Raw genomic sequence first — 17,412 nt, forward strand, 5'->3', positions numbered from 1 at the left:
TTAAATAATAAAGCTATAGAACGCGTTTAATGCGCTCTGCAATATTCATTTCTAGTTTTTTGTATTCTATAACTTGCTCTAAAATTTCTTGATGGTGCTCTGCTATATTTTCTTTAGCAGACTCCATCAATTCAAATACTTTTTGTTTTACCAAGTGTAAACGCAAATTTAAAATAGTATCACTCACTTCTCTAGCTTCTAGTTCTGTTTTAGGTTTCACAAAAATATCTTGATCTACCCAACGGTGTAAAATATTTTTTTCTTCAGCCATTAAAATAGCTGTAATTTCTGAAGCCTGATCTGGAGTAAGCTCGTTTATAAAAGTTTCTATTTTTAAATCACTCTTGATATTAAACTCATAAATAATCTTTTCATACAAAAGCTTAAAACTCTCATTTGTAAACTCTATTTCATCTTCTTGAAGATCTAAAAAAATTTTCTCGTAAACTTTTGCTTCGTGCTTTTCTAACACCAACTCTAAGTTATTATCTTGATCTTCTCGGTAAACATACTCTTCAAACTCATCTTGCTCTTTACCATAACGAAGTAACAAACTAATTATGTTTCTCTCTAACTCAAACTGTCTATTTACTTTAGACTTTACTTCTTTTGGTTGTTTAATAACCTCAAAGTTTCTAGGAGATTGGCTAGACTTTTCTGTACCGCCTTTGGTATTTTTAGCATTGATTTGCGCTAAAGAGCTATACAGAACATCTTCAGAAACATCCATAATTCTCGTACACTCTTTCAAGTATATTTCTTGCTGAATTTGGTCTGGTATTTTTGCAATACTATTTACCATATCCCGCACTACTTCTGCTTTTTTAATAGGATCTCCTTTCGCTTCATTTACCAATAATGAAGCTTTAAAGCTGATAAAATCTTTAGAGTTTTTAGCTAAGTATTCTTCTATTTCTTCTTTGGTGTTTGCTTTTGCAAAACTATCTGGATCTTCCCCTTCTGGAAATGTACAAACTTTCACATTCATTCCCTGTTCTAGAATTAAATCTATCCCACGAAGTGAAGCTCGAAGTCCTGCAGCATCTCCATCAAAAAGAACAGTGATGTTTTTAGTTAATCTATTAATTAACCTGATTTGATCTGAAGTAAGTGCCGTACCAGATGAAGCTACCACATTCTCCACTCCGCTTTGGTGCATTTGGATAACATCTGTATAACCTTCTACCAAATAACAATTATCTTCTTTTGCAATACTTTGCTTGGCGTAATAAATACCATAAAGCACTTTACTTTTGTGGTAGATATCACTTTCTGGAGAGTTTAAATATTTTGCTGCTTTTTTATCGTTGGTAAGTATTCTTCCTCCAAAACCCAAAGTTCTACCAGACATAGAATGTATAGGGAACATTACTCTGCCTTTAAAACGATCAAATTTCTTTTGCTCTTTTACAATAGTTAGCCCAGTTTTTTCTAAAAACTCTAGCTTGTAGCCTTTTTTTAATGCTTCTTCTGTAAAAGCATCCCAAACATCTGGCGAGTAACCTAAATCAAACTTTTCAATTGTGGCATTGGTAAAACCACGTTCTTTAAAATAGCTTAACGCTATAGCTTTACCTTGTTCTGTTTTTAGTAGTTTTTTCTGAAAAAATTCTTTAGCAAATTCAGAAACCAAATACATACTTTCTCGCTCATCTGCTTGTTGCTTTTGCTCGTCTGTTTGCTCAGTTTCTTCTACTTCAATTCCGTATTTTTTGGCTAAATACTTAATTGCTTCTGGATAATTAAAATGCTCGTGCTCCATTAAAAAAGCCACCACATTACCTCCTTTACCACTACTAAAATCTTTCCAGATTTGCTTAACAGGGCTTACCATAAAACTTGGTGAACGTTCATCTGTAAACGGACTTAAACCTTTATAGTTAGAACCTGATTTTTTTAATTGAACAAAATCTCCAATTACCTCTTCTACACGAGCGGCATCAAATACTTGATCTATGGTTGACTTTTGAATCATTTTAGCTTAAAATCTAGGAAAGTTATAATTTGCAAAAGTAACAAAATAAAAAAAGGATAAACAATCTAGTTTACCCTTTTGGCTATTCAAAATTTACAAATGGAAATAAGCTTAAATTCCTACTCGCACTCCTAAAGAGATATTATTTTGATCTATTGTATTATCTTTAAAAATGGTATTTACATCGTATTTTATATACAAACCAATATTATTGTAACCAACATAGGCGCTTAAACCGTAAATAAAATTATTAGTATTATAACTCTGCGAAAGTTTATCTTTTCTGCTTTTACCATTCTCCTCATATTTAATTTTTTGAATAGTATTTAAGTTCAACCCTACATATCCACCTAAACCTATTTTAAAATTACTTTTATCATAGTAAGCTTTATTTTTTCCGTATTTAAGCTTAGAAGGACCCAACTCAAAATGAATAGGTATTACTAAATTATCCATTCTCAATTTTGCTTTATTTAGAGAAAAAGGAAACTCTTCTAATATTGTTTCTTCTCCATTATCTACAAAATACATATTATCATCTGCTTTTAAACCATTGAACTGAAATGCTAAGCCATATTTCACTCTTACAAAACCAGATTTCACCAATACAGTTTCAAACTCATAACCAATCTCAAAAAATCGACTGCCCCCTATTTTATATGGAGAATCATCTAGAGATTGCCCTTCTATCATGGCATTATTTAAACCGAGTGCAAAAAATAAATCTGAAGTTGTTCTTTTAGGTATTGAATCATAATCTACTTTCTTTTTCTCATCATAGTCTAAAAATTGTAAGCTTGTGTAATAATACTCTACACTTTCCTTATCTTCCCCTTCAAGTTTTCTAGCATTTCGTTTCAAAAGAGCAATATTAGCATCTATAATATCTAATTGATTTTCGATATTTAGTGCACGTTTTTCAGCGGCTTTCTTTTTTAATTCAGCAGCCTCTATGGCAGTTATTTCGTTATCTTCTAAACGTTGATTAATTTTCTCTATTTCTTCTTTAAGTTTCCCTTTTTCTACCTCTTCTACTTTAGTTTTTTGCTTTTGCAAATCTTCAACCTTTAAACTTAAATTATCTGTTGTTGAAAGCTGAATTAATTGCGCTGTTGCAGTGTAACCTAATGCTGTTGCTACAAATAAAGTCAGACTAATAATTATTGTTTTCATTTTTTTTGATTTTAAAAATTTAACTCCCTCCCTTCCTTTTTTTTTTAGAAAGGGAGGAGAAATTAAATGGATTGATGAATGATTTATAGTTATTTAATATATTTTAAATTTTGTGCTGTGATTTTTCAATTAATAGCCTAAAAGAACCCCTACCATTAATATATTTCCGTTGGCATTAGAACTTTTAAAAATAGAATTTAGATAGTACTTTACATTTAACTTAAACATACCATAACCCGCATAGGCACTCAAACCATACAGAAAATTTTCTGTATTATACTTTCTTTGTATGGAGACTATTACATCTTCTCCTTCATCATCGTATTTAAAGCCATGCCCTGAAGCTAGTTTAGTCCCTAAAAATCCTCCTATTCCGTAATTCCATCCAGAATACAAATCATACTTAGCTCGTTTCCCTTCATAATCTGTATCTATTTTACCATATTCAAAATGTACAGGAAATATTAAATTTGTAAGCACCAAGTTTGATTTTTCAATAGCTAGTGGAGTGCTTACTAATTGAGCTTGATTAGCCGCATCACTAAAAATTTTATTATCTTTTATACTTAGTATATTAAAATCTGCCCCTACACCATAGTTTAATCTATACTCTGGGGTTTTTCTTGAAAAAACAGTAGTAAACCTTACCCCTACCTGCATAGAAAAGCCAATATCTTTATAAGTATCTTGAGTTTGATCTAATACAGAGTTTATCCCAAAACCAACATAACTTGCTGCTAAAAACACGCTTGGTATAGAGTCTACCGCAGACATTCTTTTAGTATCTGTTAAAATTGCCCCAGCTTTTATATAATAATCATTAGCAAGGGTATCTTTTTGATTTCTTTTAATCAAGTCTATATTTAAATCAATTAAATCATATTGATTTTCAATATTCAACGCGTGTTGTTCTGCCGCAGCTTTTTTAAGTTTTTCTGCTTCTTCCTCTGTAATTACATTAGATTTTAAACGCTCATTAATAGACACAACCTTTTCTTTAAGTCTCTCTTTTTCAAGCTTAGTAATGGTTTCTTTTTGCGCTTGTAGTTCCTCCATTTTCACCCGTTCTTTTGATTTTTCTTTTTGAGAAAAAACAAATAATGAAGAAAGCAGAAAGAGAATTAATAATCCTTTTTTCATAATTGATATAGTTAAGTTTAGGTTTTATAAAATTGATTAAAATTAAACACTAATAACCCACGCCTATAAAAGCAGCTTACTTTTACAAACTAATTAGCAATGAATGCTTTATTAATTAAAATTTTTTCTTTTTTATCTCCCTAAAAAAGTGATCGTAGATTTCACTTGGCCAAATCCGTTTTCTATAGCATTAAAAATACGCTCTCTAAATGACTGATCTAGTTCTTGTTCTACATTTTGAAGTAAAGCCTGAGCACTTACTTTATTTTTATTGTTACTAAAAATTTCTCGCGTACGTATTTCTAACTGGGCTTTTCGTATAAGCTCATCAATCTCTTCATCTGTCACCTCACGGTTAACACTAAGTTCTTTTACTTGATCTACTACCGCCTGTGCTTTGTTGTCTATTTCTTGATAAACAAACAGCTCTTGAGTTTCTTCTGCGGGATTATTTTTGGAACTAGCTATTATTTCAGTAGAAATTTCATTATTAGGCTTCTCGTTCTTTTCTTTAGCACTAGTACTTTCTACTATTTTTTTAGGAGATTTTAATTCCATAGACAGTTTAGCATCTAATATTTTAGCATTATTTTTTTCTATTAGATGAGCATCTTTTTCTACTATTTGAGTTTTCTGTGTACTTAACAAAGTGTCTTTAACCACTATTGGATTTTTTACTGAAGACGAATTATTATGCGTTAATAGTGTAGTTAGCAAAATACCTCCTAAAAAGCTTGCTGCAATACCTAGCCACCAATATTTTTTAGAAGATTTTTCTTCTTTTACCTCTAACTGCGCAGAGAGTTGATCCCAAGCTCTTACAGAGGGATTTATCTCTCTTTTCTCTAACTGATTTTTTATTTTATGATCAAAATTATCTACCGGCATGATTCTCTTTTCTTTGGGGTTCTACTTTTTGCTGTAATACCTTTCTTGCTTTAGATAGTTGAGATTTAGAAGTACCTACGGTTATCTTTAACATCTTTGCAATTTCTTGATGCTTATATCCTTCTACTGCATACAACATAAATACCGCTTTATACCCTTCTGGCAATTCATCTATCTTCTGCTGAAGAAATTCTACTGCATCGTTAGACTGAAAACTATTATCTGTTGTAAATACAGCATCATTCTCTAAGGTTTCTGAAAATTGAATTTTCTTATGACTTCGTAAAAAATCTATAGCTTCTCGCACCATAATTTTTCTTATCCAACCCTCAAAACTACCTTCAGACTTATAACTAGAAAGATGGGTAAACACCTTCATAAAACCTTTTAACATTACATCTTCTGCAAATTGTAAATCTTTTATATACATTCTACAAACACTAAGCATTTTTGGCGCGTAAGCTTCATACAAACTCTGTTGAGCTTTACGATCTTTTTTTTGTGCTTTTTTAATTAAGCGCTTTTGGTTTGTATGTAACTGTATTACTTTCACTAAGTTTTACTAAAGACTTTCTATTTACATAGACGAAGATAAAGTGAAAAAGGTTGCCTTCACTTCATATTTTTTTATTACTTTATATAAAAATCTACAAATCAAATAATTACAAACAAAAAAACACCTCTTTTAAGAGATGTTTTTTAGGTAATATCAATTTATAGGTTTACTTCTTTCTATCAATTACGTAAGTCATCATTAACTCTAAAGATTCTTTATAAGGAGAGTCTGGATAATCTTTAATTAAATTAAATGCTTGTTGCTGAAATTCTTTCATTTTAGTAACCGCATAATCTAATCCGCCAGCGTCTTTCACTAATTGAATAACTTCTTTTACCCTCTTTTTATCTTTATTATGATTTTTAACAGAATTAATTAACCATCTTCTATCTTTCTCTGAAACTGTATTAAGCGTGTAAATTAACGGAAGTGTCATTTTTTGCTCTTTAATATCTATACCAGTAGGCTTCCCAATTTGCTCTTCCCCATAATCAAACAAATCATCTTTAATTTGAAAAGCCATTCCAATTACCTCTCCAAATTTACGCATACGCTCTATATGATCTGATTCTGGTTTTACCGACGCAGCTCCCAAACTACAGCAAGCAGCAATTAAAGTTGCGGTTTTTTGCCTAATAATTTCGTAATATATTTCTTCTGTAATGTCTAGTTTACGAGCTTTTTCTATTTGAAGAAGTTCTCCTTCGCTCATCTCCCTAACCGCAACCGAAATAATTTTAAGTAAATCGAAATCATTATTATCAATCGAAAGAAGAAGCCCTTTAGATAAAAGGTAGTCTCCCACTAAAACAGCAATTTTATTTTTCCACAATGCGTTAATCGAGAAAAAGCCACGACGACGGTTAGAATCGTCTACCACATCGTCATGTACTAATGTTGCGGTATGTATTAATTCTATTACAGAAGCTCCACGATAGGTACGATCGTTCACCTCACCACCTGAAACCATTTTAGCCACTAAAAAAACGAACATAGGTCGCATTTGCTTCCCTTTACGGTTTACCACATAATGTGTGATACGATTAAGTAATGCTACTTTAGAAGACATAGAGAGTAAGAACTTTTTTTCAAAAAGTTCCATCTCAAAATTAATAGGGGCTTTTATTTGGGCTATGGGTTTCATGTAGATTACAAATATAATTAAAGAGTTTTATTATTAATATTTATCATCCTTATATATTTTAATCTTACTATTTTACAAAGCTTAAATTTTAGAAAAAAAGTTATGACACAGCAAAAACATCTAAATATCCTATTAAAAAAATCTAGCTACAAACAAACTCTTTAAATAATGTTAAATAATTGAATAAAATTTACAAAATTGTATTTTTCTTATACATTAGTAAAATTATTAATAATAAAAATTTAACCCTTATGAAAAAAATTACCTTACTTACCGTTGCTTTTATTTCTGCTTTTTCAATGAGCATGAATGCACAAACAACTCTTTTTAGTGACGATTTTAATGATCTTGATATATCTGATTGGACTGTTTATGATGAAGATGGGGACACTTTTAATTGGTCTGTTGTTCAGATAGAAGATGATGCTGGAGCCCCTGTAAATACTCCTGTATTGAGATCTGCTTCTTGGACTACGGACGGAGTTTCAAGCATTCCCTTAACTCCTGACAACTATATTGTATCACCTTCTATTGATTTAACTGCTGAAGATGGAACTAACACTATCACTCTAAATTGGGATGTTTCTGCTGCAGATGCAGCGTATGCTGATGAAAATTACACTGTATATGTAGCTACAGGAAACCAAGTAACTGATTTAACAGCAAGTAGTGTATCTTTTAATGAACTTGTTACAGATAATGGTCCAGGCGGATCAAGTAATATATATACAAAATCTTTAGATATTACGTCATTTGCAGGACAAACTGTACATGTTGGCTTTAGACACCACAATGTTAGTGACGAGTTTACCATAGAAATAGACAACGTTTCTGTTACTTCTGACTCTAGTTTAAATACTAAAAACTTTGAAAGTATATCTTTTTCTCATTTTATTAATGATGGATCACTTTACATTGAATCTGATTTTCAACTTGAAAACATTAATATTTATAATATTATAGGAAAGCAAGTATCTAATGAAGTTTTAAGTGGAACTAATGCATCTATAAACCTATCTTCTTTACAAAGCGGTGTTTATTTAGCTAAAATTGAGGTAGAAGGAGTTTCAAAATCTTTCAAATTTATTAAAAGTTAAAAAAATATAAAATATTTTATATAAAGGTTAAGTTTTTCAACTTAACCTTTTTTTTTTATATTAGCAGCTCATTATAAACAATAACCCTTATGAAAAAAATTACTTTGTCTATTATAGCACTTTTTAGTGCTGTTTTAGTAAACGCTCAATCTGATTGTAGTACTGCTCAAGCAATTACTGTAGCTGCAGATGCTTCTACAACTGTAAATGCTTCAATGATTTCTGGAACTGCACCTACCTTAACTTTATGTAGTGGATATTATGACTCTTCAGACATTACAAGTGCTAATTGGTATTCTTACACAAATAACTCTGGCCAGGACTTATTTGTAACTGTAAATTCTCCTGTCCCTTCAACTAGTTCAGATTACTATGCATCTTTTAGTGTACTTTCAGGTACCTGTACTACTTTAACTTGTGAAGGAGGTAGCTTAATAACTCAAGATAGCGCAGGTAATTTAAATGATGCAGAAGTTAGCTTCGCTGCTACTGCAGGACAAACTTATTATATCGTATTTGATAATTACTATGAAGGAGCTATAAGTACATTTAATTCAGCTTTCGATTTTTCAATAACTACAGACTCTAATTTACCTACCGCGCCAGGAGCAGCTACAAACCCTACACCTGCTGACGGAGCAACTAACGTTACTATGGGCAAATCTACTACTGGTGAAAACACAATGGATTTCGCTTGGGATGCACCGACAACTGGAGACCCAGTAGATAACTACTTTATTTACATCACTACAGATAACACATTTCAAGACGACACTGCTGCTATTTCAGGTAATGTTACAAGTAATGCGGTAACTGATGTTTTTATAAGTGGGAGTAATTACTTTGTAGCTGGTACAACTTATTACTGGTATGTTGTTCCTGAAAATGCAGGAGGAACAACTGATAGTAGCGCAATAACTGCTTGGTCTTTCACTACTGCAGGTACTTTAAGCACTAAAGATTTTGAAACTGTTTCTTTATCTCACTACACAAGTAACGGATCTTTAAATATTGAGTCTAACTTCTCTTTAGAAAGTATTAATATTTATAGTATTTCTGGAGCACAAGTTGCTAACGAGACTTTAAACGGAACTAACGCTGCTATCAATATCTCTAACTTACAAAGTGGAGTATACTTAGCGCAAGTTAAAGCGGAAGGTACTGTTAAAACTTTCAAATTTGTAAAGAAATAATTTACTCTTTATAACATATAAAAAAACCCCGAATCTTACGATTCGGGGTTTTTTACCTTTATTAACTATCATATAAGCATATTATAGTTTACTATAAAAAAATTAAAATTATTGCTCTGCAGACTTATTTGCTAGTTGACCACAGGCTGCATCTATATCTCTTCCTCTAGATCTTCTTACAGTTACTGTGATTCCGTTTTTCTCTAATTCTCGTTGGTATTGATCTGTAACTCTTGAGGGAGCTTGCTGAAACTCTCCATCGTCTATAGGATTGTATTCTATAATATTTACTTTACAAGGTACTGCTTTACAAAAATCTACTAGTGCCTTTATGTCTTTGTAAGAATCGTTTATACCATCCCAAATAAGATACTCGTAGGTGATTTTTCTACCAGTTTTTGCATACCAATACACCAATGATTCTTTTAAATCTTCTAATGGAAAGTTAGCATTGAAAGGCATAATTTGAGTTCTTACCTCATTTATGGCTGAATGTAATGATACTGCTAGATTAAATTTAACCTCATCATCTGCTAATTTTTTAATCATTTTTGGTACACCAGAAGTAGAAACGGTTATTCTTTTGGGAGACATCCCTAAGCCTTCTGGAGAAGTAATCATCTCTATAGATTTTAAAACGTTTTTATAATTCATTAATGGTTCTCCCATTCCCATAAAAACAATGTTAGAAAGAGGCATATTATTATACAACCTGCTTTCATTATCTATTGCTACTACTTGATCGTAAATCTCATCTGGATTAAGATTTCTCATTCTTTTTAAACGGGCAGTAGCACAAAACTTACAGTCTAAACTACAACCAACTTGAGAAGATACGCAAGCGGTAGTTCTTGAAAATGTTGGTATTAGTACCGACTCTACGGTAAAACCATCATGCAATTTTACTGCATTTTTAATAGTACCATCACTACTACGCTGCATTTGATCTACTTTAATGTGATTAATCACAAAATTCTCGTCAAGCATTTGGCGAGTTTCTTTAGATAGATTAGTCATATCACTAAAATGGTGAGCTCCCTTACTCCAAAGCCACTCATAAACTTGAGTCCCTCTAAAAGCTTTATCATTTACAGAAACAAAAAAGTCTCTTAACTGCTCTTTACTTAATGCGCGTATGTCTCTTTTTTTATTTTTCACGTTGCAAAGGTATAAAACTAATTTGAGTTGATTTTATTTGACTACTTATATCTTAATTTACTTAATATATGCGTTAGGGATGGTAACGGCATCCTTTTTTGTTTTCCTAGAACTTCTCGATACTGATGTAGCTTACAGACAAAAAAGATATAGTGAACAGCCCGACCCAGAGGGTAACGCTCTAGATAGATTTAATATACTTATTTGTGTTTACTAAAAAAGGCTACACCTAATAAGCGCAGCCTTTTTATTTTATGATATAAAATGTTGCTTAAATAATAAGCATTGCATCTCCGTAAGAGTAGAATTGATATTCTTCTTTAATAGCTTCTTTATATGCTCTCTCCATTAAATCATGCCCTGCAAATGCAGATACCATCATTAATAAAGTAGATTTTGGGGTATGAAAATTAGTAATCATACAATTTGCGATACTAAAATCATACGGAGGGAAAATAAATTTATTGGTCCACCCTTTAAACTCATTAAGTCTCCCATTAGAAGAAACTGAACTTTCTAAGGCACGCATCACCGTGGTACCTACCGCACATATTCTTCTTTTATTTTCTATTGCATTATTAATCACAACAGTTGCAGCTTTTTCAATTTCTGCTTCTTCACTATCCATTTTATGCTTAGAAAGATCTTCTACCTCTACTGGGTTAAAAGTACCTAAACCTACGTGAAGTGTTACTTCTGCAAGATCTACTCCTTTTATCTCTAAACGCTTTAAAAGGTGCTTAGAAAAGTGTAAGCCTGCGGTTGGTGCAGCTACTGCTCCTTCATTTTTTGCGTAAATGGTTTGGTAACGATCTGCATCTTCTGGCTCTACATCTCTTTTTATATATTTAGGTAATGGTGTTTCTCCTAATTCATTTAGTTTATTTCTAAATTCTTCATAAGAACCATCATAAAGAAAACGAAGAGTTCTCCCTCTAGAAGTTGTGTTATCTATAACTTCTGCAACTAAACTTTCATCATCTCCAAAATAAAGTTTGTTACCAATACGTATTTTTCTTGCAGGATCTACTAAAACATCCCAAAGACGGGTTTCTGAATTAAGCTCTCTTAATAAAAATACTTCTATTCTTGCTCCTGTTTTCTCTTTGTTACCAAAAAGACGCGCAGGAAAAACTTTTGTATTATTAAGAACCATTACATCATCTGGCTCAAAATAATTGATTAGATCTTTAAATTTTTTATGCTCAATAGTATTCTCCTTGCGGTTAAGTACCATTAAACGTGCTTCATCACGATCTTCTGAAGGATATTCTGCTAACAGATTATTTGGCAGTTCAAAATTGAACTGTGAAAGTTTCATTCCCATACTAAAATTTTTAGAATTGCAAATATACAACCTCAACATAGGGGTTGTCAAGTAAATAAGCAATTATTTAAGAAATAGATTTTTATGTACCTAAAAACACTATGTTTTCTCTCTAAATTTCTTCTACTTTTATCTTGTAAAACGACATTGCCTCCCAAAAATCTGGGAAAGACTTAGATACTACTCCAGCATCTTCTATTTGCAGCATAGTTTTTAAAGCTAATGGCGCAAATGCCATTGCCATTCTATGGTCGTTATAGGTAGCTACACTCACATTTTCTTTTAAGTTATGGTGCGCGTGTAATTTTAAGCTATCGTTAGTAATTTCTATTTGTGCTCCAAATTTTGAAATTTCATTTTGTAAAGCTACTAACCTATCTGTTTCTTTAATTTTTAAAGTGTGCAAGCCTGTAAGTTCACAACCAATACCTAAGCCTAAACAAGTTACTGCTATAGTTTGAGCCAAATCTGGCGAAGATGCTAAATTTGCTTTATATATTTCTGGCAATGCTACAGAGGTATCTTTTTCTAATTCTATGGTATTTTCTAAGAAGGTAGTTTTTACTCCTAATTTTTGATATAGTTGTACTAATGAAGAATCTCCTTGCAAAGATTGTTGCTTATAACTACTTATTTTGATTTTTGCTGAATCACTTAGCGCTGCTAAACTGTAAAAATAAGAGGCAGAACTCCAATCTGACTCTACGGTAAATACTTTTTCTTGAGAAAGCTGAAAAGGTTTTATGCTAATTATATTATTTTGAAATGAAGCTTCTACACCCAAATCTGTAAGCAAAGAAAGCGTCATTAAAATATATGGTGTAGAAGTAACCTTGCCTTCTAAAGTAATTTCTAGTCCGTTTGGTAATGACGGTGCAGTTAACATTAAAGCAGAAATGTATTGACTACTAATATTTGCTGCTAGATTTACTTTATTATTGGTTATTTTTTTGCCTTTAATTAATAATGGTGGATAACCTTCTTGTTTTTGATATTCTATATCTGCCCCAAGGCTTTTTAAAGCATCTACCAAAATTTTTATGGGTCTCTCTTGCATGCGCTGGCTACCAGTCAATATTACCTCTCTACCTTCTTGAGCTGCAAAATATGCGGTAGAAAAACGCATTGCAGTACCTGCGTGATGTATATCTATAAGCTCTTTTGAAGAAGTTAGCGCTTTTTTTAGCACTTTAGAATCATCACTATTAGATATATTTTCTATAGTTATTTTAGGGAACAACGCTTGCAAAATTAATAATCTATTCGCTTCACTTTTAGACCCTGTAACTTGCCAAGAACCTTCTAAATTTTTATGAATAGTGGATAACTGTACTTTCATGAGTTTTTTTCTTTTTCCCTTCTTACTTTTCCTCTAAATTGTAGAAAAGCAACTACAAACCCGTAAATGAAGCCACCTACTATATTTGCTATAATAAATCTAATTATTTTTGGATAAGCTAATTTTTCTGCAGCAAAAGCATCTATATCAAAACCAAAGCTAAAAAGTAAATCTACAATATTGTAAATCACTAAAAATGCTAGACCTAGTACGAGTACAGATTTCCAGAAACCTTTATAAGCAATTACTTCTTTAAAATTCATTACTTTAATTTTTGGTTTTGGTGATGACGATCGTGGTCTCTTTTTGTTTTTAAGTCTAACTTTTTATCAAAAGCGTCTTGAAGATTTATACCTGTTTGGTTAGCCAAACACAAGACTACAAAAACAACATCTGCTAGCTCTTCTCCTAAATCTTTATTTTTATCGCTTTCTTTTTCGCTTTGTTCTCCATAGCGGCGAGCAATTATTCTAGCTACCTCTCCTACTTCTTCGGTAAGTTGTGCCATATTGGTAAGCTCATTAAAATAACGAACTCCGTGCTCCTTTATCCAACTATCTACCGCTTTTTGCGCGTCTTGTATGTTCATTTTATTTTATTTTTGTAAGTACGATTTGCTCTTCTTCTTTCGCGATTTTCTGATCATAAAATTCTTTTAGAGTATTATAATCCTGAGGAGCTATTTTGGTTTGCATAAGTTCATAATCTACTGCTAACCTAATAAATTTTCCGTTATTACTTAAAATAAATTGATAATAAGCTGAACTTTCTCCAAATTTAATTTTTAACGATTTAGGTAAAGAGCTAACCTCGTAGTTTTCTGGAATTTTTAGATTGATTAAATATTTATCTTTAAATGGAAAAATAAAATCTATTGGATACTTTCTTTCTTTTTCTTTAAAAAAATTTTCTTGATCTTTATAAAACAAAATAGGTTTTAAGAATATTTTATCTCCTATAATATCTACCGCATTCTCATACTCGTAAGAATAACTCTCTTTAAAATCTCCAGAGTCATAAATATTTTCTGCCTCATAATTTTCGATTAAAATATTATTTAGATTTTCTTCTTTTTCAATTAGATAATCTTCTTCTGCTAAGGCATTATATTTTTTCTTTGCTAGGTAAGCATAATGATTTTCTTTTTTCACAGAAATTTTTCCTTTTATGATGCCTTCTTCATTTAATGTTCCTGAAATAATACTTGAATATTTACTAGGCTGAGGAATTTTTAAGTCTACTAACTTCCATACTTTGTTAGGGTTATCTACCATTATCCCGTTCCAATTGTAAGCCCTTATGGGTAAAATATTAATCTCACTAAACGGATCTGTAGCATCTAAATAATAATCTTCATTATTATGTTTAAAATAAGCTATTACATAGTTTAATCTATCTACAGTTGGATACAGAGGTTTTAGATTATCTCTAGTACTAATTATTATAGGGCTTGCGTTTATACCTGCATATCTTAACATAGCAACCAAACTTAAATTTACATCTGCAGAGTTACCCGAGTTTTCTTTATAAGCATTTCTTATACCATTTTGAAAATACTTACTTTTTCTACCGTTCCATTTAATACTTTTTTGAGCATGACTTAAGATTTCTTTTGCTAGCTCTACGGTTTCTAGGTTTTTATCTACGATAAAATCTATATCATCTTTAAAAACCCCATCTCTTTTTATGTTATAATCATAATCTTCTGTATATGCTATAGTTTTAGCAACATCTGCCCAAGTTTGGGCAAAATTTTTAATAGTACCATTACTTCTTTTTAAGTAAGTAAGTTCAAATAATACTCCTCCTCTATAGTTTTCTATATTATCTACTAGGCTTTCTTCTTTTAAAGGAACAACATTTTCTACATCGTAATTGTACACCACTGCATTACCTCCTAATCGCTGATCAACTTTAGTTTCTTCTTTAAACTTAGGAACTATATATCCTTTATTTATTCTATTAAACCGAAAATCTTGTGGTGTATATATTTTTGCCGAAATTTTCTTTGCTGGTATATCAAATTGAAATTGAAATTCATCTATACTCCAATAATACGGAGATTGAATTCTATAAGTAAAATCTACTACTGTTCCTTTTTTTACCTTAGGAAGAGTAAAACTTACTTCAGCTGTACTTTCAGAAAGTTCATTTTCGAAGATTTGACTTTTATCTAATTTGGTTTCTTCTATATAATTATTTTTCAGATTATAACTATAAGCTTTTATCTTAGAAACCTCTTCATTAGATTCTTTAATATAAAGTCTAATTTTTTCGGTGGCATAGGCCAAATCTTCTGGTCGATCGTTGTAAAATTTTATTCTTTTATGAACTTCTGTAACTAAATAGACAGATGAATAAGTAACATTAAAGAAAACTTCTCTGTTATAATAAAGTATTTCTGCACCTGCAGTACTATCTATATCGCTTTTTTGTTTTAGAAGCTCTTCTTTGGTAACATTTCTAAATTCAACTTCTTGGGCGTTTACCAATGTAAACTTTAGACTCAAAAAAATTAATAGAATTAATATAGTTGATAATCTTGTTTTCATGGAATTAGTTTTGCTTGATGAATGAAATTTTTTGTGCTTCTGCATTTGCTATAGACTTTCTAAATGCTCTAAATGCTTTATATTTTTCTTTTGTGTACTTTCCTTCTTTTATGAGTATAGTTTTCTTGTAAAGAAGATGGTCATTTTCTTTTATCACTTCCATCTTATACGAGCCAAATTCTGTTTTTAGGTTTACCGGATATGGTATAGCTTCAACTATATAATTTTCTGGTATTTTAATTTTTATTTCATCTTTATCTTGATACCCTCTTGGGTAATAGAAATCTGTCTTTCTATTTCTGTAACGACTAGGCACATATGTATCTGGATTTATAACATTTATTTTTACAAAACATCTATCACCAGATATTTCTGTATATCTATCTCCTTCAAATTCAAAATTTTCAACAAAAGATATTTCATCTTTATTATTAAGCATATCGTGCTTAATAATATTTAAATTATGTATTGTCGACCAAAATTTATAATCTCTTTTCTTTAGATCTTCTAGCGAGTAATGCTCTAGGGAAGACCTACTATCATACTGTGAACCATAGGTTTTCATAGATCCTAGTACTTTTATTTTTCCTTTAGGAGAAAAACTTATTTCTGCTTGAGTAAGCTGTAGGTTATCTTCATTTAAATACTGAGGTGTTTTTACAATTTGCCCACCGTCTGGTTTCATTACAAAAGCTTTTCTATCATCAGTAAATGTTCCTAAAAACCCAAAAGGAAGTGTAGAACTTGTGCAATCTATCCAATGTAAATTTTTTTCATCTGGTATACAAAGTATAGCATGGTTACCTTGAGCCAAGGTGGCAAAATTATCTTCGAAATCTACTTTATTTGTGCCTGCCTCTACGTGTACATAATAAGCATCTACACCGACCAAACTTAATAAAGCTTTGGTATAATTAGATAAGCCTTTGCAATCTCCATATTTAACATTATCTACTTCTGAGGCAATAATAGGCTGTAAACCACCAATACCCACTTGTACACTTATATAGCGTGTGTTATCTTGTACGTATTTGTAAATTATTTTTGCTTTCTCGATAGGGTCTTGAGCATGACTGGTTATTTTTTTTATATGGGTTTCTGTTTCTAATGAAAGCTCTGTTCTTCCGTCTAGTAACTCTGAAGAAAACCATTTACCCAAACTATTCCAATTAGAAATATTTTCGGCTTTATGCCCAGCAATCGTAAAATCTGAAGAGGTTACTTCTAGCTTAGGAAATATTAAATTGTATGGTAAACTTAATTCTTCATTAGGTATAGAAGGAGAATCTTTAAGCTCATAAACAATACCTCCTTCTACTTCTTTCTTATCGATATTATATGAATCGAAGTTTTTTTCATTAAAAAGTAAATTCCACTCTTCTTTATTATAGTATAGCTTGTAAGTACTCTCTTTTATATAGGTATCATAATTGCTTATAAAATTATGACCAGGTATTAGACTAGTATCATCAAACTTTATTTCTTTTAAAAATGCAACTGTATAAGGATAACTCGTAGGTCTATAATTAAAGTATTTTACTCTAGCGTCTGAATATAATGTTGAACCACTAACAGAGCTTACATCTTGAAAATCTTTAATGTTATAATCATGAATTTTAACCCCTAAGGAATTATAAATTTTTAAATCAAGATTCTTTATTTTACTATCCCCATCATAATAGGCATAATTAGAAATTACGTCGTCTCCCTCTGGATTAAAAACAGTTATTAATGTATATTTTTTGTAATAAACATTAGTTAGACTATTTAATTCTACTTCGGTAATATTTTTTCTAACTATTGCATTAGCATTTTTATCTTTACTAGAAAAAATGGGCATTACAGATTTTTGCCCATAAGTGCAACTAAC

General features: G+C 31.1%; 15 protein-coding genes. 2 read left to right on the top strand and 13 right to left on the bottom strand.

All coding sequences use genetic code 11. The features are described 5' to 3' along the window. Positions 1–13 precede the first annotated feature (13 nt). The 6 genes from dnaG to BUC03_RS12805 form a co-directional block, all read right to left on the bottom strand. Entirely contained in the window at positions 14–1,975 is a 1,962-nt protein-coding gene (dnaG, locus tag BUC03_RS12780; protein ID WP_073152752.1) for a DNA primase, read from the bottom strand. 111 nt (positions 1,976–2,086) lie between these two features. Next, positions 2,087–3,148 (bottom strand): hypothetical protein, encoded by a 1,062-nt coding sequence (locus BUC03_RS12785; RefSeq protein ID WP_073152755.1) that lies wholly within the window; start codon positions 3,146–3,148, stop codon positions 2,087–2,089. Positions 3,149–3,277: 129 nt separating this feature from the next. Beyond that, positions 3,278–4,288: a hypothetical protein gene (locus tag BUC03_RS12790; RefSeq protein WP_073152757.1), complete on the bottom strand. Its 1,011-nt coding sequence runs from the start codon at positions 4,286–4,288 to the stop codon at positions 3,278–3,280. Between the two features lie 132 nt (positions 4,289–4,420). Further along, positions 4,421–5,176, bottom strand: coding sequence for a hypothetical protein (locus BUC03_RS12795; protein ID WP_073152760.1), 756 nt, complete (start codon positions 5,174–5,176; stop codon positions 4,421–4,423). Further along, entirely contained in the window at positions 5,163–5,729 is a 567-nt protein-coding gene (locus BUC03_RS12800; protein ID WP_073152762.1) for an RNA polymerase sigma factor, read from the bottom strand. Before BUC03_RS12800 ends, BUC03_RS12795 begins: the two co-directional genes overlap by 14 nt. Positions 5,730–5,898: 169 nt before the next feature. Next, positions 5,899–6,876 (bottom strand): polyprenyl synthetase family protein, encoded by a 978-nt coding sequence (locus BUC03_RS12805; protein ID WP_073152765.1) that lies wholly within the window; start codon positions 6,874–6,876, stop codon positions 5,899–5,901. Between the two features lie 251 nt (positions 6,877–7,127). Between BUC03_RS12805 and BUC03_RS12810 the strand changes: the two genes are divergently transcribed. Beyond that, on the top strand, positions 7,128–7,973 hold the full coding sequence (locus tag BUC03_RS12810; RefSeq protein ID WP_143159199.1) for a T9SS-dependent choice-of-anchor J family protein: 846 nt from the start codon (positions 7,128–7,130) through the stop codon (positions 7,971–7,973). Positions 7,974–8,062: 89 nt separating this feature from the next. Further along, positions 8,063–9,166: a T9SS type A sorting domain-containing protein gene (locus tag BUC03_RS12815; RefSeq protein ID WP_073152771.1), complete on the top strand. Its 1,104-nt coding sequence runs from the start codon at positions 8,063–8,065 to the stop codon at positions 9,164–9,166. A gap of 108 nt (positions 9,167–9,274) precedes the next feature. Here BUC03_RS12815 and rlmN read toward each other — a convergent pair whose 3' ends face one another. The 7 genes from rlmN to BUC03_RS12850 all read right to left on the bottom strand — a co-directional run bounded on the left by rlmN (position 9,275) and on the right by BUC03_RS12850 (position 17,382). Continuing rightward, positions 9,275–10,324 (bottom strand): dual-specificity RNA methyltransferase RlmN, encoded by a 1,050-nt coding sequence (rlmN, locus tag BUC03_RS12820; protein WP_073152773.1) that lies wholly within the window; start codon positions 10,322–10,324, stop codon positions 9,275–9,277. 271 nt (positions 10,325–10,595) lie between these two features. Continuing rightward, a complete protein-coding gene (queA, locus tag BUC03_RS12825; protein WP_073152857.1) occupies positions 10,596–11,645 on the bottom strand; it encodes a tRNA preQ1(34) S-adenosylmethionine ribosyltransferase-isomerase QueA in 1,050 nt (349 codons plus the stop codon). Positions 11,646–11,763: 118 nt separating this feature from the next. Next, positions 11,764–12,990, bottom strand: coding sequence for a 3-phosphoshikimate 1-carboxyvinyltransferase (locus tag BUC03_RS12830; protein ID WP_073152775.1), 1,227 nt, complete (start codon positions 12,988–12,990; stop codon positions 11,764–11,766). Beyond that, entirely contained in the window at positions 12,987–13,253 is a 267-nt protein-coding gene (locus BUC03_RS12835) for a hypothetical protein (protein ID WP_073152778.1), read from the bottom strand. The genes BUC03_RS12830 and BUC03_RS12835 overlap by 4 nt, the downstream gene beginning before the upstream one ends. Beyond that, positions 13,253–13,579, bottom strand: coding sequence for a nucleotide pyrophosphohydrolase (locus BUC03_RS12840; protein WP_073152780.1), 327 nt, complete (start codon positions 13,577–13,579; stop codon positions 13,253–13,255). The genes BUC03_RS12835 and BUC03_RS12840 overlap by 1 nt, the downstream gene beginning before the upstream one ends. Position 13,580: 1 nt before the next feature. Further along, complete coding sequence (locus BUC03_RS12845) at positions 13,581–15,542, bottom strand: hypothetical protein (protein ID WP_159432718.1); 1,962 nt, start codon at positions 15,540–15,542, stop codon at positions 13,581–13,583. 4 nt (positions 15,543–15,546) lie between these two features. Continuing rightward, on the bottom strand, positions 15,547–17,382 hold the full coding sequence (locus tag BUC03_RS12850; protein ID WP_073152786.1) for a DUF3857 domain-containing protein: 1,836 nt from the start codon (positions 17,380–17,382) through the stop codon (positions 15,547–15,549). Positions 17,383–17,412: the final 30 nt, after the last annotated feature.

Source organism: Mesonia phycicola (genome assembly GCF_900141885.1).
Classification (GTDB): Bacteria; Bacteroidota; Bacteroidia; order Flavobacteriales; family Flavobacteriaceae; genus Mesonia; species Mesonia phycicola.